The organism is Halorubrum sp. SD612 (genome assembly GCF_002135005.1).
This window is the reverse complement of record NZ_NEWI01000058.1, coordinates 1-17555: the sequence shown is the minus strand read 5'-3', so window position 1 is coordinate 17555 and position 17555 is coordinate 1. Positions and strand designations below refer to the sequence as shown.

The following is a 17555-nucleotide window of genomic DNA, read 5'->3' as shown; positions in this document are numbered from 1 at the left end:
TCGAGTCGAAGTCGATCGCGAAGGACGGCGGCCGCACCAACTACCGCGGGCTCGTCCACATCGCGGACGGCGCCGAAAACTCCTCGACGGCCGTCGAGTGCGACGCGCTGATGTTCGACAACGAGTCCACCTCGGACACGATGCCGTACATGGAGATCAACGAGTCGAAAGTCGACGTCGCTCACGAAGCAACCGTCGGCAAGATCGGCGACGAGGACATCTTCTACCTCCAGTCGCGCGGGCTCGACGACGACGACGCCAAACAGATGATCGTCTCCGGGTTCATCGAGCCGATCACGGAGGAACTGCCGATCGAGTACGCCGTCGAGCTGAACCGCCTCGTCGAACTCGAGATGGAGGGTTCGCTCGGATAACATGAGCACGCAAGCAATCGAGAGCCTCTCGGAGGACACGGTACGACGCATCGCCGACGAACGCGACGAGCCCGAGTGGCTCTTGGAGACCCGTCTGAACGCGCTGGCCGCGCTGGAGACCGCGGAGCTGCCCGATGTCATCCAGACGCCGGGCCGCCGCTGGACCGACCTCGAGGCGCTGGACTTCGAGTCGCTCGTCGACCCGCTGAACCAGGCGGACGAGACCGAGCGGACCGCGGGCGACGACGAAGTCGTCGTGCTGCCGTTCACCGAGGCGCTCGCCGAGTACGGCGACGTCATCGAGGCGAACTTCGGCTCCGTCCTCGACCCCGAACACAACTATCTCACGGCGCTTTCGGTCGCGCTGTTCACCACCGGTACGTTCGTCTACGTCCCCGAGGGCGTCGACGTCGAGGACGTGACGGTGCGCGCGGAGATGAACTCCCGTTCGCTGTTCAGCCAGACGCTCGTCGTCGCCGAGGAGTCGTCGTCGGTGACGATCCTCGAGTCGATCACGTCGGGCGACGCCGACGTGAGCGGCGACCGGTACTTCTCGAACCTCGTCGAGGTCGTCGCGGGCGAGAACTCAAACGTCCAGTTCGGCTCGCTCCAGAACCTGGACGACGACGCCTACACCTACTCGCTGAAGCGCGGCGTGACCGACACGTACGCGACGGTCGACTGGATCGAGAGCAACTTCGGCTCGAAGCTCACCCGCTCCGACATCGAAACGGAGCTCAACGGCGACGGCTCCGAGAGCCAGATCGTCGGGACGTTCTTCGGTACGGAGGACCAACACTTCGACATCAACGCCCGCGTGTGGCACCAGGCGGAGCAGACGACCGCCGACCTCGTCACCCGCGGCGTGCTCGACGACGTGCCGCTCCGTCTACGAGGGCGTTCAGGACGTCGGCGAGGACGCGTGGAACACCTCCAGCTACCAGCGCGAGAACACGCTGATGCTGTCGGACGACGCCGAGGCCGACGCGTCGCCGAAGCTGATCATCCACAACCACGACACCGAGGCGTCCCACTCCGCGACGGTCGGACAGGTCGACGCCGAGGACCTGTTCTACCTCGAGAGCCGCTCGATCGACTCGCGGACGGCCCGGAACATGCTCGTCGAGGGCTTCTTCGTGCCCGTCCTAGAGGAAATCGCGGTCGACGAGTTCCGCGACGACGTCGAGGAGCTCGTCTTCGAGCGGCTCCAGTAAGCCGCCGGCGCCGAACGGATTTTTTCAGCCCTGCCCGGAGTCCCGGAGCGACCGGCGAGCGAGGGGAACCGCTTAAGACCGACGACGCCCGAGTTGTTCGTATGCGAACCCGCGTATCGTGCCGTCTCGGGTGGTCGCGGTGAGCGTGAGCCAGCGGGTCGCCTCCGACGACCAACTCGCGCGGCTGCTCCAGATCGGAATCGTGCTGGAGGAGGTCGTCGAAGCGCGAGCGCATCGCCACTACCAGCAGTTGGACGCCGAACTCGACGCGGAGGTGGAGACGCTCCTCGCGGACGCGGCCGAGGAGTCGGCGGACCACCGCGAGCGGCTGGAGTCGCTCATCGACGGGCTCGGCGTCGACAGCGTCCCGTTCGACGAGATCGAGTCGCTCGTCGACGCCCGCTACGGGCGGACGCGGCCGGAGGACTTCGACGACGTGCTGTACGACCAGCTGTGCAACGAGGAGACGGCGTACAAGTTCTACGACGACCTCATCGAGGCGATCGAGGGGTCCGACGGGTCGTTCTCGGTCGACCGCAAGGAGCTGATCGCGACCCTGACGGCGATCCGCGACGAGGAGGCCGAGGGCGTACGCGAGGTCACGGAGGTCATGGAGCGCCGATGAACCGGACAGACGAGTCGCCGACGAGCGCCGACGGAGGACAGCCGTGAACACCGCAGATCAGTACCTCAAGACGATATACGTCGTACAGGACAGCGAAGACGGACCCGCCTCGACCGGGTCGATCGCCGATGCGCTCGGCGTCAGCCCGGCCAGCGCCAACGAGATGATCGGCAAGCTCGAAGAGCGCGGGCTCGCCGAACACGAGAAGTACAAGGGCGTCAAGCTGACCGACGACGGCATCGTCCGGGCCAGAGACGCCCTCCAGACCTACTGTATCATCGAGCGGTTCCTCGCGAACGTCCTCGCGGTCGAGGACTATCAGGCCGAGGCCCGGGAGCTCGAGGCCGTCATCGACGACACGGTCGCCGAGCGGCTCGACACGATCATCGACCGGCAGCCGGAGTGTCCGGACTGCTTCGACCCGGAGTCCGACGCCTGCGCTTGTTTGGAGATCGCGCCGGGGCCGGTCGAGCCGGAACAGCAGTAAAACGACCGCAGAAACTTCTTCAGAGGTCCTTAGACTCCGGTCGAGTACCGCAGGATACCGGCGATGCCGCCGAACGCGTCGAGCAGCTGTTCGCCCTTCTCGAAGTCCGTGGAGATGAACTTCGTGTCCGTCCCGCGCTGTTCGGCGATGGCCATCAGGTGTTCGATGACGTCCTCTCGCTCCTCGACCTCGGCCGCCTCGCCGCACTCGCTACATTCGTGGTCCGGCGTCGAGTGGCGGGCGTCGATAACCTCGTACTCCTCGTGGCCGTCGGGGCACTCGTAGACGACGACGTCGGAGCGAAGGTCCTCGGAGATGAGCAGGCGGTCCACCGATCCCATGATCAGGTTGCGGCGGGTCTGCTCGAACCCGTAGGTCGCCTCCTGCCCGGTGTTGAGCTTCTCGAAGAACTCTTCCATGTTGCGTTTGTCCTCGACGATCTCCTGGTCGGCGAGCGCCTCGCTGGCGTTGTCGACGAGGTCTTTCAGGCCGGACTCATCGGTGTAGGCCACGTCGAACTTGCCGAGCACCTTGTCCTGAAGCTCGTGGTGGAGGTAGTCGCCGTCGAGGAACTCGTCTTTGGTCGGCGAGGGACCGCCGACGAGGATGCCGTCGAGCTCGTGGCGCTTGTCGACGAACAGGTCGTTGGCCATCCCAGCGACCTCCTGATAGAAGTTGTCGATCGCTTCGAGGCGCAGGCGGGCGAATCGCTGTGCGGACTGACCCCCCTTCCGCTGTTTGCCGGGGACGAGCGAGGAGGCGGACTTGACCGCCTCGACGCGTTTCCCCTTCAGCCAGCCGACGTTCGCCTCGCGGCGGTCCAAGACGATGAGCCCGAACAGCCCGGAGTCCTCGAGCATGTGTTCGAGCGGCTCGGTGAGGAACTCCGAGTCGCAGTGGTAGCGGAACGACTCGACGGGCTGCGGGGGCGACTCCAGCGTCCGGGTGACCATGTCGGTCTGGCCGCCGCCACTGTCGATGGCGCCCGAGAAGATCACGATCCCGTTGTCCGGCGGGAAGGTGTCGTAGTAGCGCAGCCGGTCCTTGATCGACGTCAACGCGTCCTGAACGGCCGTCCGCGTCTGCTTGGACTTGATGTTGGACGCCTCGCTGTGCTCTTGGGTGACGTGCGCCACCACGTCGGAGATCTGCCTGTCCTCGGGGATGTAGATGGTGACGAGCTGGGTGCCGGAGCCCTCGTACTCCTTGAGTTCCTCGATGACCTTGCGGAACTCGTACTTCCGGCGGTCCGCGTTCGCCTCCTGTGCGTCGCTACTCATTACTCCGAATACGGTCGCGTGCGTGTAAGTAATCTTTGACCTGTCGATACGGGCGGAAGCGTCCGTCTCGACCGCGTTTGGCGGTGGATCGCTCGGAGCCCCGCTCCGGGCGACGGAGGGCGGGATACCCTCGATTTACATCGACTCCGGCGCCTCGACGCCCAGCACGTCGAGCGCGTTCGCCATCGTGTGCTTCGCGGCCGCGACGAGCGCGAGCCGGGCGTCCCGCAGGGCCTCGGTCTCGGCGGTCACGACGGGGCACTCGCGGTAGAAGGCGTTGTACGCGTCCGCGAACTCGCGGGTGAACGTCGCGATCGTGTGCGGCTCCAAGTCGTCCGCGGCGGCCTCGATTGCGGCGGGGAAGCGCGCGACCTCGCGGAGGAGCTCGCGGGCCGCGTCGGTTTCGAGCGCGCCCGCGTCGACGTCCAAGGCGTCGGGGTCGACCTCGCCGTCGGCGTCCGCCGTCACGCCCGGCACGTCGATCCCGGCGGCGGCCGCCTCGCCGAGGATGCCGGCGCAGCGCGCGTGGACGTACTGGACGAACGGCGCCGACTGCGCCTCGAAGTCGAGCGCGTCCTCCCACTCGAAGGTGATCGCCTTCGCGGGCTGTTTGGAGACGATGTCGTACCGGACCGCGCCGATCCCGACCTGGTGGGCGATGCGCTCGACATCCTCGTCGGTGAGGTCGTCGTCGCGGATGCGGTCGTCCATGCGCGACTCGACGGCGTCGCGAGCGCGGTCGATCGCCTCGTCCAGCAGGTCGTCGAGCATCACGCCGGTCCCCCGCCGGGTCGACATCTTCCCCTCGGGCAGGTTGACGTACGAGTAGATGACGTGGCCGAGGCGGTCGGTGTCGTTGCCGAGCAGTTCGAGGGTCGCGTCGAGCTGGTCGGCCTGGAGCTTGTGGTCCTCGCCGAGGACGGTGACGGCGCGGTCGTAGTTCGCGAACTTCCACTCGTGGTGCGCCAGGTCGCGGGTCGTGTAGAGGCTCGTGTCGTCCGAGCGGAGGAAGACGAGGTTCTTGTCGATCCCCCACTCGTCGAGCTCCAGCTGCCAGGCGTCCTCCTCGTAGACGGCGTGGTCGGTCTCTTTCAGCCGGCCCGCGATGTCGTCGGTGGATCCGTCGCGCATGAACCGCGTCTCCTTGACGAACTCGTCGAACTCCGCGGGGAGGCGGCCGAGGCACGCCTTCATTCCACCGAGGACGGCGTCGACGACCTTGCCGACGCGCTCGTACGTCTCCTCGTCGCCCGCCTCGAGCCCCTGGAGGATCGACTGGATCTCCGCCTCCGCGGCCTCGACCGCGTCGTCGTCCGCCTCCTCTAAGAAGGCGTTCCCCTTCCGGTAGTAGCGCACGAGGTCGTACTCGGCGCGGTCGCGGGCGGGCTCCGCGTCGAGGTCCGACTCGTCGAACCGCTCGTACGCCCAGGTGAACACCGCCATCTGCCGGCCCGCGTCGTTGACGTAGTAGTGGCGGTCCACGTCGTAGCCGGCGTACGCGAGGAGGTTCGCCACCGCGTCGCCGACGATGGGGTTGCGCGCGCGGCCGACGTGGACCGGGCCGGTCGGGTTCGCGCTGGTGTGTTCGACCACGACGCACGTGTCGCGGTCGGGGAGCGCGCCGTAGCCGGCGTCGACCGCGGCCGCGTCGAGCGTGTCGGCGAGGTAGCGCTCGTTCGCGTGGAAGTTGACGTACGGCCCCGCGGTGTCGACGCTCGCGACGTAGTCCGCGTTCCCGACCGACACCGCCTCGGCGACAGTCGCCGCGACGTTCGGCGGCGCGTCGCCGACCTCGCCCGCGAGTCGGAAGGCGACGCTGGAGGCGAGCGTCGCGTCCATGTCGTCGGGCGGGCGTTCGATGCCGAGGTCGTCGGTCGGGAGGTCGAGCGAGTCGAGCGCGTCCGCGAGCGCCGCCTCGACCTCCGACCGGAACTGCCGGAACATACCGTCCGTTCGACGGGCGGGTTAAAAGGCCCTTCCGAAGCGGCGCGGCGGGCGGAGACGCGGATCGAACCGCGAGCGACACCGCCACGGGAAACCCACCGGGTTGTGCGCAACAGCCGTCCGTATCGCTCCGTTGACGCCGCCGCCTCCGGTCGGTTATCGGGACAGTTTCGGCAGTCGAGCGATCTGGTCGGCGTTCGGGACCCCCTTCGGTTCGCCTGCGGCGGGACTGAAGTGCCTCCCGGTCCGCACCCGACCGGCGGAGTTCGTCGGAGGGGATCGCGCTACTCCACGATCTCGTCGATCAGCTCGCGCGCACTGCGCCGAACCGCCGCGTCGCTCTCGACCGACGGCTCCCACCCGAGGGCGGCGAGCTTCTCGATCGACAGCCGCATCTTCGGTACGTCGCCGGTCCAGCCGCGGTCGCCGCCGGTGTAGGCGTACTCCGGGTCGACGCCGAGCTCCTCGCTCACGATGTCGGCGATGTCGGTGACGGAGGTCGTCGTCCGCGTCCCGAGGTTGTAGACGTTGTACGCGGCGTCTGCGTTCTCGACCACGTGCCGGATGGCGTCGACACACTCCGAGACGTGCATGTACGACTTCTCCTGCCGGCCGTCGCCGAGGATCTCCAGTTCGGTCGGATCCTCGGCTAACTTCTCGATGAAGTCGGGGATCACGTTGCCGCGCTGGCGCGGGCCGACGATGTTCGCGAACCGGAACACCCACGACCGGACGCCGTAGGAGTGCGCGAACGTCGATATCAGCGCCTCGTCCGCGAGCTTCGCGGAGCCGTACATCGAGATCGGTTCGAGGGGGGCGTAGTCCTCGGGGGTCGGTCGCGGCGCCTCGCCGTACACCGTCGAGGAGGAGGTGAACGCGAAGCGGTCGACGCCGACCTCGCGCATGCGCTCCAAGACGTTGTACGTCATCTCGGTGTTCTCCTCGAACAGCGCGCGGTCGTCGTCGTAGTTCGTGTCGGTGTACGCCGCGAAGTGGAAGACGACATCGAGGTCGTCGGTGACGACGCGCGCCACGTCGTCGGGGTCGGTCATGTCCGCTTCGACGAACGCCGCGCCCTCGGGGACGCGGTCGCGGGTCCCCTTCGAGAGGTCGTCGGCGACGCGGACGGTCGCGCCGCGGTCGAGCAGGTCGGCCGCGAGGTGGCTTCCGACGAGACCGGCGCCGCCGGTGACGAGGACGCGCGAATCGGCGAGGTCCATATCGGCCCGTCGGCGGTCGCGGATAAGTAGGTGTGGAATCGCGACGAGCGGGATCGACACGGAGGCGAGGCGAACGGAACCGGGTCACGTCCGTGTCGGTCGAAGCGCCGGCCGCACCGATCCGAGCGCAGACCGCGCCGATCCGATCGTCGCCGACGGCGAGTGCCGCCGAGCAGATCGCCGGCGACGCCGTAGGGACGGCTGTGTCAGAGCGTGGTCAGAGGTTCTCGAACGCCTCGTCGACCATCTCGCCGGTGTCGGCGATGATGCCCGCCATCTCGTCGTCGTCGGGCGCCATGCCCGCGAGGCGAGCGAGACGCATGATAGAGACGTGATAGACGCGCTGCGTCCCGGGCGCTTCCTCCCAGACGACGACGTTACACGGCATGAGCGCGCCGAGCTTGTTGTCGGTCGCGTCGAGCGCCCGGTCGGCGACAGCCGGGTTACACGCGCCGAGCACGTAGTAGGGGTCGCGACCCGCGTCGACCTTCTCGTTGAGCATCTCGGACGGCGAGAACTCGACCGGGACGCCGAATCCGGCGTCGGTGAACACCTCGCGGACATGTTCGATCGCCTCCTCGTGGCCCATCTCAAGGGTGGCCTGCTCTTCGCCGATGTCGTCCGGGTCGATCTGCGTCGGGTCGATCGGAAGCGTCATTCGTGTATCGTCTTGGGCCTACGTAACAAAGGCTCTTCGGATGTCCTACCGAGAGAGCGGAGCAGCCGTGAACTGAACCGGACTGTCGCCGACTCGACTATAGTAGTATTGTACTAATTAGGAACAACTTTAACCCACTCTGTCGCCCTATTGTCCGATACGATGACCGCGTCAGTGCGTGACGACCTCGAACGGGACTTGGGGTGTATCGACCTCCTCGAGGGTATTCACGGGCTCAACGAGCGGGATCAGGCGGTGTTTCAGGCGCTCCAAGGAGTGAACGAAGGGCTCACCGTCGACGACGTGGCGGACCGGCTGGAGTGTGAGCGGTCGACGGCGTACCGGTCGATCTCGCGGCTCGTGGACGCCGGCGTCGTCGTCCAGCGACAGGAGAACTACGATCAGGGCGGGTACTACTACGTCTACCGGCCGCGAACGCCCGAGGAGGCCGCTCGCGAGATGCAGCAGCTGCTCAACAGCTGGTACGCGACCGTCGGTCAGCTCATGCAAGAGTTCGAGGACCGGTACGGCGGCGAGGCGGACGAGCGCGGGGATCGGTCGCTCCAGCCCGGACCGTGACGCGCGGGCGACCGCGACGCTCACCGATTAGTATTGTGCGAAATATACAAAATAAATAAATCATTGGGGATCGAAGGGGATGGCATGGCCGAAGACACGGGAGCGACCCGGCCGCCGACGGACCCGGACGACGCTCCCGCCGAGTACGTGCGAGCCAACCGGGAGGAGCTGGTCTCGCTGGCCCTCGATCTGCTCGCGGTCGACACGTCGAACCCGCCCGGCGATACGCGCGAGATCGTCGCGGCGATCGAGCGGTTCCTCGACCCACTTCCGGTCGAGGTCGAGCGGTTCGCCGTCGACCCGGCGAAGCCGAACCTGCTCGTCCGGGTCGACGGCGCGTCCGACCGAACGCTGCTGTACAACGGACACCTCGACACCGTGCCGTTCGACGCCGACGCGTGGACGCGCGACCCGCTCGGCGAACGCGCCGACGGCCGCGTCTACGGCCGGGGCGCGACCGACATGAAGGGCGCCGTGGCGTCGCTGCTGTTCGCGCTCCGGGCCGTCGTCGCGACCGACGCGGAGCCGCCCGTCGACCTCCTGTTCGCCTTCGTGAGCGACGAGGAGGTCGGCGGCGACGCGGGGCTCCCGGCGCTGCTCGATGCCAGAGCGCTCGACGCGAACGCGTGCGTGATCGGCGAGCCGACCTGCGAGGAGGGTCGCCGCTCCGTCACGGTCGCGGACCGGGGGAGCATCTGGCTGACGCTCGAAGCCGCCGGCGAGGCGGCGCACGGCTCTCGACCGATGCTCGGGGTCAACGCGGTCGACCGGCTCTACGGCGCCGTCGAGACGATACGCGAGCGGTTCGGCGCCGAGCGGCTGGAGATCGACGCCGAGATGGAGCCGATCGTCGAGGAGTCGGTCGAGTACTACGCCCCGTCGATGGGCGAGGCAACCGCTCGGGACCTATTCCGGTACCCATCGATCAACCTCGGCGTCCTCGAGGGCGGCGACGCGGTGAACGCCGTCCCGGGGTCCGCCCGCGCCGAGGTCGACGTGCGGCTGACGGCGGGCGTCCACACGCCCGACGTGCTCGCGGCCATCCGCGACTGCGTCGCCGACTGCGAGGGGATCACGGTCGCCGACGTTTCCTGGAGCGTCGGCACCACAGAGGACCCCGCCAGCCCGCTGGTCGACGCCGTCGCGTCGACGGCGGCGGCGGTCACCGGGGACCGCGTCTTCCGTCGGAGCGCCACGGGCGGCGGCGACGCCAAGAAGCTCCGGAACACCGGGATATCGACCGTCGAGTTCGCCCTCGGGACCGACACGCTCCACGCCCCCGACGACTACGTCCCGGTCGACGCGCTCGTCGACAACGCGGTGGTCTACGCCCGGCTCCCCGCCGCGTGGCGCTCTCGGGTCGACTAGCTGCCCGCGGACGAGCGGGGCGACTCGGGCACGCCGGTCGGCGACGGTCGAGAAAGACTTAGATAGCAGACTGGTTCACATATGGGTATGAAGGACAAGACCGATGCGACGAGCGAGCCGCCTCGGGGGGCCGACGACGGGTCCGTGAGCGGCGGACACGGGTTCGCGGGCGGCGGGAGTGACGGACGCCGCCTTCCGGCGGACGGAACGGGAGCCGGCGCGTCGGGCCCCCGCTGACGATGGAGCGGTTCCAGAACACCGGCCAGCCCGACTGGGACTGGTGGGGGAAGCTCTGGCCGACGCCGGGCGCGACGCTTCGGCAGCTCGGGGTCGAGCCCGGCCTGTCGGTGGGCGAGGTCGGCTGCGGGAGCGGCTACTTCGCGCTCCCGGCCGCCCGCATCGCCGAGCCCGCGCCCGTGTACGCCGTCGACTTGGACGAGGCGCTGCTCGACGAGCTCGACGCGCTCGCCGGGCGACAGGCGATCGGGAACGTCGTCCCGGTCCACGGCGACGCCCGGGACCTGACCGGTGTCCTCCCGGAGCCGGTCGACGTGCTCGTCGTGGCGAACACCTTCCACGGCGTCGACGACCGCACCGAGTTCGTCGAGGAGACGTTCCGAGCGGTCGCGCCCGGCGGCAGCCTGGTCGTCGTCAACTGGCACGACCGGCCGCGCGAAGCGACGACCGTCGGGGGGGAGCCCCGGGGACCGCCGACGGGGCTCCGGATGGACCCCGAGGAAACGGCGGAGGCCGTCCGGGGGGCGGCGCCGTTCGAACTCGACCGGCGGGTCGATCTGCCGCCGTACCACTACGCGGTCGTGTTCGACCGGTAGCGCCGCCGACGCCCCAACCGTCAGCGACACCCCGACTGCCGCCGACGCTGACCGATCCGCGCCGAACACGAGGATTTTTAGATTGTGGAATGAGCGCACAAGACTAATACGCCACGCGCGTAACTGTCTGGTGTGAGACCCCCATGACCGACATCGGACCCGAAGAAACCGTCGACGCCAGAGGCGCAGCGTGCCCCGGTCCCCTGATGGACCTCATCGGAGCGATCCGGAGCGCGGAGTCGGGCGACGTGGTCCGGCTCCTGAGCGACAGCGACGGGTCGCTCACCGACGTTCCCGAGTGGGCCGGGAAGGCCGGCAACGAACTGCTCGCCGTCGAAGAGCTCGACGAGCACAACGCGTTCTACGTGGAGAAAGCATGACCGAACGCATCGTCATCGTGGGCGGCGGGACCGGCGGATCGGTGCTCGCCAACGACCTCGCCGACCGGCTCGGTCCGGAGCTCGACGCCGGCGACGTGGAGGTCACCCTGATCAACGACGGCCCCGACCACGTGTACAAGCCGGTCTGGCTGTACGTGCCGTTCGGCAAGCGCGAACCGGCGGACGGTCGCCGCGCGCTCGACGAGCTGGTCGACGACGCGGTCGACCTCCGGATCGACCGCGTGTCCGAGATCGACACGGATTCGCAGACGCTCCGGTTCGACGGTACCGCGCCGTCGATGGAGTACGACCACCTCGTGCTGGCGACCGGGTCGACGCTGGAGCCCGAGCAGATCCCCGGGCTCGTCGAGGGCGGACACGACTACTACAGCGAGTCGGGCGCGACGGCCCTTCGAGAGGAGCTGCTGGAGTTCACCGAGGGCGAGCTCGTCTTGAGCGTCATCGGGACGCCCCACATGTGTCCCGCGGCGCCGCTGGAGTTCGTCTTCATGACCGACGACTGGTTCCGCGAGCGCGGCCTGCGCGAGGACGTCGAGGTCACCTACACGTACCCGATCCAGCGCGTTCACGGGAATCCCCACATCGCCGAGTGGGCCCGTCCCATCATGGAGGACCGGGACATCAACGTGGAGACGTTCTTCAACGCCGAGTCTGTCGACCCCGACGCGGAGACCATCACGTCGATGGAGGGGACCGAGCTCGACTACGACCTCCTCGTCTCGATTCCGCCTCACGGCGGCGTCGACCTGATCGAGGAGGCCGGCCTCGGCGACGACGGCTGGGTCGACGTGGACAAGCACACGCTAGAGGCGGCGGCCGCGAACAACGTCTACGCGCTCGGCGACACCGCCGACACGGGCGTCCCGAACGCGGGCAGCGTCGCGCACTACCAGGCCGGCGTCGTCGGCCAGCGCCTCGCCAGCGAGGTCCGAGGCCGCCCCGCGACGGCGACGTACGACGGGAAGACCCTGTGCTTCATCGAGACCGGGATGGACGCCGCCTCGTTCGTCGAGTTCGACTACGAGCGCCCGCCGTCGCCCGCGCCGCCCTCGGAGAAGCTCCACTGGTCGAAGCTGGCGTACAACGAGTCCTACTGGCTCACCGCGCGAGGGTTGCTCTGACCATGTCCGAGACGCATGAACCCGAGCCGGACGACCTCGAAGCGGCCATCGCGGAGAACCCGGAGGCGGTCGCCGAGCTCGTCGAGCGGCTCGACGCGGTCAACGAGCTGTTGGACGTGCTCTCGCTGGGCGAGGGCGCGCTCTCAGACGAGATGGTCCGCGAGCTCTCGGCCACGGGGTCGACGCTCGCGGAGTCCGCCGACGGCCTGGCGACCGACGAGACCGTGGGGCTGGCCGAGGCGGTCGGCGAGAACGGCGACGAGCTGCGGGAGGCGCTCGACACGCTGCTCACGCTCCAGCGGAGCGGCACGCTCGACGAGCTGGCCGAGGTCGCGGAGGTCGGGTCGCTGGCGACCGCGGCCCTCGACGACGAGATGGTCGCGTCGCTGGCCGGGACCGGCGCCGCGCTCGGCGAGGTGGCGCAGACCGCGGCCGACGACGACACCCGCGAGGGCGTCGAGACGCTGCTGAAGGGGGTCGGCGAGGCGGAGCGCGACCCGCCGGATCGGGTCGGGGCCGTCGGGCTGATCCGCGGGGTGCGCGACCCGGACGTCCAGTACGGGCTGGGCTACCTGCTGGCAGTGGCGGGCGCGATCGGCCGCGAGCGCGCCGGGCGCGAGCGGAGCGAGGGATCGCGCTAGCGGGGGCGACGCGCCGTTCCGCGGCGCGAGCGGGCGGAGTCGGTCGTGGTCACTAGTGGTTTTTGCGTTGTATCGAGGGTGTCTGGAGCGACGACGCCGGCGACGGCGCGGGCAAAACAGAACCGGGGGCTCGTTCCGCGGCGGTCAGACGAGCAGTTGGATGTCCGCCTCGGCCATGTCCTGAAGCGCGGTGGCGGCGCCGACACCCGTGGTGACGCCGTCGTAGAAGTTGTCCTCGTCGTAGTCCATCAGGTCGATGGTCATCTGACAGGCCTGGAACTCCACGCCCATGTCGAGGCTCGTTTCGAGGAGCTCCTCGATCGTGGCGGTGTCGTTGTCCGAGATCCGGCGCTCCATCATCTTCGTCGTGACGCGGTCCATCCCGGGGAGCGCGGCGACGGCGTTCGGCACGGGCATGTTGGGGTTGCCGACGGAGCTGAGCTGGAGGTTCTTCGACCGCTCCTCGTGGAGGATGTCGAGTCCCCAGAACGTGTGGAAGACGGTCACCTCGTAGCCGAACGCGGCAGCGGTGCTGGCGAGGATGAGCGGCGGGTACGCCATGTCGAGCGTCCCCTTGGTGGCGATGATGCTCATCTTCTTGCCGCCGTCGTCGGCGGTGGCCTCGGCGAGCGCCTCCTCGAGCTCGTCGACGCGCGCGGCCAATTCCGCGCGGGAGGGCGCGTCGTCGGTCGGCGCGTCGTCGGCCGACGCGTCGGGTGTGTCCGTGCTCATCGTTACTCCGTCTTGCGGACGTAGTGTTTGTACACGTCGTCGCCTTCCGTCTGGTCGAGGAGCTCGACGCCCTCGGTGCCGTCGGCCCAGCCGTCGAGGTCGCTCATGCTTCCGGGGTCGGTCGCCAGCACTTCGAGGACCTCGCCCGCGTCGAGGCCGTCGACGGCGGACTTCGTCTTCACTACCGGCATGGGGCACGATGCGCCTTTCACGTCGAGCGTCTCCGCGATGTCGAATTCAGCACTCATTGTGTATCTGCTCCGGTGTCTGTATTGGAGCTAGCGCACAATACCCCCCGGTGAAGTAAAACTGTGTCGGTTCTTGGGAATTCTCCCAACTACTGTATAAAGTGAAACCTGTTTAGCCGCCGCATAAGCCCCTGAGTACAACAGTAGGAGATACAGACCGGATCCTATTGAATATAGTATTGCTTAGAAAAGGAAATACTATGAAAATGCTTTTGTGCGTCGACCCGGTATGAACGACTGCGAAACATGAATGCCGACGACTTCCCGACTCCGGACGTCGACGTCGACTCCGTCGACCCGGAATCGCTCAAAGACCGAATCGACGCCGGCGAAGACGTCACGATCCTCGACGCGCGCATGCAGTCGGACTACGAGGAGTGGCGCATCGACGGCGAGAACGTCACGTCGATCAACGTCCCGTACTTCGAGTTCCTCGAAGACGAGATCGACGACGACGTTCTCGACCGGATCCCCGACGACCGCGAGGTGACCGTCCTCTGCGCGAAGGGCGGCGCCAGCGAGTACGTCGCGGGCACGCTCACGGAGCGCGGCTACGACGTCGACCACCTCGAAGACGGGATGAACGGCTGGGCGAGCATCTACGAGGCCGTCGAGGTCGACCGCTACGACGGCGCCGGCACGCTCCTCCAGTACCAGCGCCCCTCCTCGGGCTGTCTCGGCTACCTCCTCTACGACGACGGGGAGGCCGCGATCATCGACCCGCTGCGGGCGTTCACCGACCGCTACCTCGACGACGCCGACGAGCTCGGCGTCGAACTGAACTACGCCCTCGACACGCACGTCCACGCCGACCACATCTCGGGCGTGCGCGACCTCGACGCCGCGGGCGTCGAAGGCGTCATCCCCGAGGCCGCGGTCGACCGCGGCGTCACGTACGCCGACGAGCTGACCACGGCCGCCGACGGCGACACGTTCGCGGTCGGCGACGCCACCGTCGAGACCGTCTACACTCCCGGCCACACGACCGGGATGACCTCATACCTCGTCGACGAGAGCCTGCTCGCGACCGGCGACGGGCTGTTCATCGAGAGCGTCGCCCGCCCCGACCTTGAGGAGGGCGACGAGGGCGCCCCCGACGCCGCGCGCCTGCTGTACGAGTCACTTCAGGAGCGGGTGCTGACGCTGCCCGACGACACGCTCATCGGCGGCGCGCACTTCAGCGACGCGGCCGTCGCGGCCGACGACGGCACCTACACGGCGCCGATCGGCGAGCTCGTCGAGGAGATGGACGCGCTCACGATGGACGAGCAGGCGTTCGTCGACCTGATCCTCTCGGACATGCCGCCGCGCCCGGCCAACTACGAGGACATCATCGCGACGAACCTCGGACAGAACGCCGTCGACGACGACGAGGCGTTCACCCTGGAGCTCGGGCCGAACAACTGCGCCGCCAGTCAGGACTCGCTCGCGGGTGACTGACGACGCCGATGGTCGCTGACCCAGTACTGCTGCAGGCGGTCGCCGAGCTGTTCCCGAACGGGGTCAGCCGGTACGCCGTCGGCGGACTGCTCGTCGGTCTCGGGACCGTCGTCATCTACGTCGGAACGGGTATCCCGGCCGGGGCGAGCACGTTCCTGGAGTCGACGCTGTCGTACGTCTCCGGCCAGTCCCGGTTCCGGCGGTACGTCGGATCGCGGGACTGGCGGCTCGTGTTCACCGCCGGCATCATCCTCGGCGGGCTCGCGTTCGCCGCGACGTTCCAGTCGGGGCTAGTCACGAGCCCGCTCTACGAGCCCGGGACGACCGGCACGCTGTACGAGGTCGCCGGCGTGACGCTCTGGGCGACCGACGTCCAGCCGTGGCGGCTGTTCTTCGGCGGGATCCTCGTCGGGATCGGCACCCGCATCGGGAAGGGGTGTACGTCCGGCCACGGGGTCTGCGGCGTCGGATCGGCGTCGAAGACGTCGCTGGTCGGCGTCGCGACGTTCCTCGCCGTGGCGATCGGGACCGCCCAGGTCGTCGCCGCGCTGGGGGTGAGTCCGTAGATGGCGGACCGACATCCGCTGTTCAAGCCGCTGATCTTCGTCGGCGGCCTGATCTTCGGGTTCGGACTCGGGTTCAGCCACATGGCGCGGCCGGAGGTCGTGCTGAACTTCCTCACATTCGAGGACCTCGGCCTCCCGTTCGTCATGTTCGGGGCCGCAATCGTCTCCGGGATCGCGTTCGCGCTGCTGCCGCGCATCCGCGACGCCGCGCCGCTCACCGGCGCTCCCTACGAGCGCCGGCTGAAGCCGTTCGACCGGAACGTCCTCGTCGGCGGCGCCGTCTTCGGCGTCGGCTGGGGGCTCTCTGGCATCTGTCCGGGCGCGGCGTACGCGAGCCTCGGGGTCGGTAACGTCACCATCCTCTGGGCGCTCGGCGGAATGTTCGTCGGCGCGTACGCGCAGGGGTACTGGCGGAGCCGGAGCGGAGCCCGCGACGCCGCCGCGGCGGGCGCGGACTAACGCACCGGCTCCATGGACCCCGCTCTCATCGCCCTCTCCGTCGGCGCGGCGCTCGCGAGCCTGTTCATGGCGTGGGTGATCGGCGCCGGGTCGAGCGGCGCGACCCCGTTCGCGCCCGCCGTCGGCGCGAACGCCATCGGAACGATGCGCGCGGCCCTGCTGGTCGGCGTCTTCGGCTTTGCCGGCGCCGTCACGCAGGGCGGGAACGTCTCTGAGGCCGTCGGGAGCGGCCTCGTTGGCGGGATCAGCCTGCCCGTCGCCGGCGTCATCCTCGTGCTCGTGCTGGGCGCGGGGCTGATGGCGGTGGGCATCACCACCGGGATTCCGATCGCGACCGCGTTCACCGTGACCGGCGCCGTCATCGGCGTCGGGCTCGCGCTCGGCGGGACGCCGGTCTGGGCAAAGTACCAACAGATCGGCGCCGTCTGGCTCCTGACGCCGTTCATCGGCGGCGGCATCGCGTTCGCCATCGCCAGCGTCCTCCCGCGACCCGGGGCGCCCGAGCGGTACAGCGTCCCGGTCCTCGCCGGGCTGGTTGGGAGCGTCCTCGTGAACGTCCGGTTCAGTTTCCTCGGCGAGGGGACCGCGCCCGGGACCGTCCGCGGTCTCGGACAGCGGATCCTGTCGCTCGACGGGACCGCGTCGGCGGTCGCGATCACCGGCCTCGCGGCGCTGGCCGTCGCGGCCGTCGTCTGGTGGGACGTGGGCCGCGACGAGCAGGGGGGGTTGCGGCGCGTCCTGCTCGCGCTCGGGTCGCTCGTCGCGTTCTCCGCGGGCGGGAGTCAGGTCGGGCTGGCGGTCGGCCCGCTGCTCCCCCTGCTCGACGAGGTGGAGATGGTGTCGACGACCGCCGTCCTCGTCGGCGGGGGGTTCGGGATGCTGGTCGGCTCGTGGACCGGCGCGCCCCGGATGATCAAGTCGCTCTCGCAGGACTACTCCTCGCTCGGGCCGCGGCGCTCCATCTCCGCGCTCGTCCCGTCGTTTCTGATCGCGCAGCTCGCGGTGCTGCTCGGGGTGCCGGTCTCGTTCAACGAGATCGTCGTCAGCGCCATCATCGGGAGCGGCGCGGCCGTCGGCGGCCGCGACGCGGTGGACGCCGAGAAGATCCTGACGACGGTGGGCGCGTGGGCGGGCTCGTTCGCCGTCTCGTTCGCGCTCGCGTACGCCGTCGCGGCGCTCGCTTTATAAGCGAGCCACGCCGCGGCGTCGTTTCTTTATAAATATCAGCAGCGGTGGCGCGTGCCTGCGAGCGGCCGCCGAAGGCGGCCGCGAGTAGTGAGGGACCTTCGGTCCCTCGCTGGAGTCGGGCGCCCGGAGCGAAGCGGAGGGCGGCCGACGAGGCCGGGGAGGCGTGAGGTGCGGTCC

At 68.7% G+C, this 17555-nt stretch carries 20 protein-coding genes and 1 pseudogene; 15 read left to right on the top strand and 6 right to left on the bottom strand.

Annotation, left to right across the window (positions count from 1 at the left end; all coding sequences use genetic code 11):
* The 4 genes and pseudogenes from B9G38_RS08450 to B9G38_RS08435 all read left to right on the top strand — a co-directional run.
* Positions 1 to 374, top strand: a 374-nt coding sequence (locus B9G38_RS08450) for a SufD family Fe-S cluster assembly protein (RefSeq protein WP_198945669.1), incomplete at its 5' end; no start/stop codon positions are given.
* Position 375: 1 nt separating this feature from the next.
* Positions 376 to 1588, top strand: a pseudogene (gene sufD, locus B9G38_RS08445) (Fe-S cluster assembly protein SufD).
* A 139-nt stretch (positions 1589 to 1727) separates the two neighbouring features.
* The gene (locus B9G38_RS08440; RefSeq protein ID WP_086220089.1) at positions 1728 to 2213 is read left to right on the top strand and encodes a rubrerythrin; all 486 of its coding nucleotides are present in this window, start codon (positions 1728 to 1730) and stop codon (positions 2211 to 2213) included.
* 43 nt (positions 2214 to 2256) lie between these two features.
* A complete protein-coding gene (locus B9G38_RS08435; RefSeq protein ID WP_049932320.1) occupies positions 2257 to 2700 on the top strand; it encodes a metal-dependent transcriptional regulator in 444 nt (147 codons plus the stop codon).
* Positions 2701 to 2729: 29 nt separating this feature from the next.
* On the opposite strand, the gene prf1 is transcribed toward B9G38_RS08435, so the two are convergent.
* From prf1 to B9G38_RS08415, 4 genes are all read right to left on the bottom strand, one after another.
* Positions 2730 to 3980 carry a peptide chain release factor aRF-1 gene (gene prf1 / locus B9G38_RS08430; protein WP_086216170.1) on the bottom strand — a complete coding sequence of 417 codons (1251 nt, stop codon included), beginning with the start codon at positions 3978 to 3980 and terminating at the stop codon, positions 2730 to 2732.
* A gap of 135 nt (positions 3981 to 4115) precedes the next feature.
* On the bottom strand, positions 4116 to 5924 hold the full coding sequence (gene argS, locus B9G38_RS08425; protein WP_086220087.1) for an arginine--tRNA ligase: 1809 nt from the start codon (positions 5922 to 5924) through the stop codon (positions 4116 to 4118).
* Between the two features lie 284 nt (positions 5925 to 6208).
* On the bottom strand, positions 6209 to 7144 hold the full coding sequence (locus tag B9G38_RS08420) for an NAD-dependent epimerase/dehydratase family protein (protein ID WP_086220086.1): 936 nt from the start codon (positions 7142 to 7144) through the stop codon (positions 6209 to 6211).
* Between the two features lie 217 nt (positions 7145 to 7361).
* A complete protein-coding gene (locus tag B9G38_RS08415) occupies positions 7362 to 7802 on the bottom strand; it encodes a DUF302 domain-containing protein (RefSeq protein WP_049932310.1) in 441 nt (146 codons plus the stop codon).
* Positions 7803 to 7964: 162 nt separating this feature from the next.
* Between B9G38_RS08415 and B9G38_RS08410 the strand changes: the two genes are divergently transcribed.
* The 7 genes from B9G38_RS08410 to B9G38_RS08385 all read left to right on the top strand — a co-directional run bounded on the left by B9G38_RS08410 (position 7965) and on the right by B9G38_RS08385 (position 12745).
* Positions 7965 to 8381: a helix-turn-helix domain-containing protein gene (locus B9G38_RS08410; RefSeq protein ID WP_198945668.1), complete on the top strand. Its 417-nt coding sequence runs from the start codon at positions 7965 to 7967 to the stop codon at positions 8379 to 8381.
* A gap of 84 nt (positions 8382 to 8465) precedes the next feature.
* Complete coding sequence (locus tag B9G38_RS08405) at positions 8466 to 9749, top strand: M20 family metallopeptidase (protein ID WP_086220085.1); 1284 nt, start codon at positions 8466 to 8468, stop codon at positions 9747 to 9749.
* Between the two features lie 87 nt (positions 9750 to 9836).
* Positions 9837 to 9986, top strand: a complete 150-nt coding sequence (locus B9G38_RS18040) for a hypothetical protein (protein ID WP_158093825.1) — start codon at positions 9837 to 9839, stop codon at positions 9984 to 9986.
* Between the two features lie 2 nt (positions 9987 to 9988).
* The gene (locus B9G38_RS08400) at positions 9989 to 10582 is read left to right on the top strand and encodes a class I SAM-dependent methyltransferase (RefSeq protein WP_086220084.1); all 594 of its coding nucleotides are present in this window, start codon (positions 9989 to 9991) and stop codon (positions 10580 to 10582) included.
* A 143-nt stretch (positions 10583 to 10725) separates the two neighbouring features.
* The gene (locus tag B9G38_RS08395; RefSeq protein WP_086220083.1) at positions 10726 to 10962 is read left to right on the top strand and encodes a sulfurtransferase TusA family protein; all 237 of its coding nucleotides are present in this window, start codon (positions 10726 to 10728) and stop codon (positions 10960 to 10962) included.
* On the top strand, positions 10959 to 12104 hold the full coding sequence (locus B9G38_RS08390; protein WP_086220082.1) for an NAD(P)/FAD-dependent oxidoreductase: 1146 nt from the start codon (positions 10959 to 10961) through the stop codon (positions 12102 to 12104). The genes B9G38_RS08395 and B9G38_RS08390 overlap by 4 nt, the downstream gene beginning before the upstream one ends.
* A 2-nt stretch (positions 12105 to 12106) precedes the next feature.
* Positions 12107 to 12745, top strand: a complete 639-nt coding sequence (locus B9G38_RS08385; RefSeq protein WP_086220081.1) for a DUF1641 domain-containing protein — start codon at positions 12107 to 12109, stop codon at positions 12743 to 12745.
* Positions 12746 to 12889: 144 nt separating this feature from the next.
* Here the strand turns inward: B9G38_RS08385 and B9G38_RS08380 are convergent, their stop codons facing one another.
* On the bottom strand, positions 12890 to 13477 hold the full coding sequence (locus B9G38_RS08380) for a DsrE/DsrF/DrsH-like family protein (protein ID WP_086220080.1): 588 nt from the start codon (positions 13475 to 13477) through the stop codon (positions 12890 to 12892).
* A gap of 2 nt (positions 13478 to 13479) precedes the next feature.
* On the bottom strand, positions 13480 to 13725 hold the full coding sequence (locus tag B9G38_RS08375) for a sulfurtransferase TusA family protein (protein ID WP_049932293.1): 246 nt from the start codon (positions 13723 to 13725) through the stop codon (positions 13480 to 13482).
* A gap of 246 nt (positions 13726 to 13971) precedes the next feature.
* Here B9G38_RS08375 and B9G38_RS08370 point away from each other — a divergent pair, with 246 nt between their 5' ends.
* Genes B9G38_RS08370 through B9G38_RS08355 form a run of 4 tightly spaced genes read left to right on the top strand, consistent with a single transcriptional unit; the run spans position 13972 to position 17378 of the window.
* Complete coding sequence (locus B9G38_RS08370; protein WP_049932291.1) at positions 13972 to 15165, top strand: MBL fold metallo-hydrolase; 1194 nt, start codon at positions 13972 to 13974, stop codon at positions 15163 to 15165.
* Between the two features lie 8 nt (positions 15166 to 15173).
* Entirely contained in the window at positions 15174 to 15731 is a 558-nt protein-coding gene (locus tag B9G38_RS08365; protein ID WP_049932290.1) for a YeeE/YedE family protein, read from the top strand.
* Positions 15732 to 16190 (top strand): YeeE/YedE family protein, encoded by a 459-nt coding sequence (locus B9G38_RS08360; RefSeq protein ID WP_049932289.1) that lies wholly within the window; start codon positions 15732 to 15734, stop codon positions 16188 to 16190.
* A gap of 12 nt (positions 16191 to 16202) precedes the next feature.
* Positions 16203 to 17378: an inorganic phosphate transporter gene (locus B9G38_RS08355; RefSeq protein ID WP_086220079.1), complete on the top strand. Its 1176-nt coding sequence runs from the start codon at positions 16203 to 16205 to the stop codon at positions 17376 to 17378.
* The last annotated feature ends 177 nt before the right edge of the window (positions 17379 to 17555 follow it).

Coding starts and splice junctions, on each gene's coding strand:
- B9G38_RS08405 (WP_086220085.1), top strand. CDS start 8,466: ATGGCCGAAGACACGGGAGCGACCCGGCCGCCGACGGACCCGGACGAC.
- B9G38_RS08355 (WP_086220079.1), top strand. CDS start 16,203: ATGGACCCCGCTCTCATCGCCCTCTCCGTCGGCGCGGCGCTCGCGAGC.
- B9G38_RS08410 (WP_198945668.1), top strand. CDS start 7,965: ATGACCGCGTCAGTGCGTGACGACCTCGAACGGGACTTGGGGTGTATC.
- B9G38_RS08375 (WP_049932293.1), bottom strand. CDS start 13,725: ATGAGTGCTGAATTCGACATCGCGGAGACGCTCGACGTGAAAGGCGCA.
- B9G38_RS08400 (WP_086220084.1), top strand. CDS start 9,989: ATGGAGCGGTTCCAGAACACCGGCCAGCCCGACTGGGACTGGTGGGGG.
- B9G38_RS08380 (WP_086220080.1), bottom strand. CDS start 13,477: ATGAGCACGGACACACCCGACGCGTCGGCCGACGACGCGCCGACCGAC.
- B9G38_RS08395 (WP_086220083.1), top strand. CDS start 10,726: ATGACCGACATCGGACCCGAAGAAACCGTCGACGCCAGAGGCGCAGCG.
- B9G38_RS18040 (WP_158093825.1), top strand. CDS start 9,837: ATGAAGGACAAGACCGATGCGACGAGCGAGCCGCCTCGGGGGGCCGAC.
- B9G38_RS08420 (WP_086220086.1), bottom strand. CDS start 7,144: ATGGACCTCGCCGATTCGCGCGTCCTCGTCACCGGCGGCGCCGGTCTC.
- B9G38_RS08415 (WP_049932310.1), bottom strand. CDS start 7,802: ATGACGCTTCCGATCGACCCGACGCAGATCGACCCGGACGACATCGGC.
- B9G38_RS08390 (WP_086220082.1), top strand. CDS start 10,959: ATGACCGAACGCATCGTCATCGTGGGCGGCGGGACCGGCGGATCGGTG.
- B9G38_RS08365 (WP_049932290.1), top strand. CDS start 15,174: ATGGTCGCTGACCCAGTACTGCTGCAGGCGGTCGCCGAGCTGTTCCCG.
- argS (WP_086220087.1), bottom strand. CDS start 5,924: ATGTTCCGGCAGTTCCGGTCGGAGGTCGAGGCGGCGCTCGCGGACGCG.
- prf1 (WP_086216170.1), bottom strand. CDS start 3,980: ATGAGTAGCGACGCACAGGAGGCGAACGCGGACCGCCGGAAGTACGAG.
- B9G38_RS08385 (WP_086220081.1), top strand. CDS start 12,107: ATGTCCGAGACGCATGAACCCGAGCCGGACGACCTCGAAGCGGCCATC.
- B9G38_RS08360 (WP_049932289.1), top strand. CDS start 15,732: ATGGCGGACCGACATCCGCTGTTCAAGCCGCTGATCTTCGTCGGCGGC.
- B9G38_RS08370 (WP_049932291.1), top strand. CDS start 13,972: ATGAATGCCGACGACTTCCCGACTCCGGACGTCGACGTCGACTCCGTC.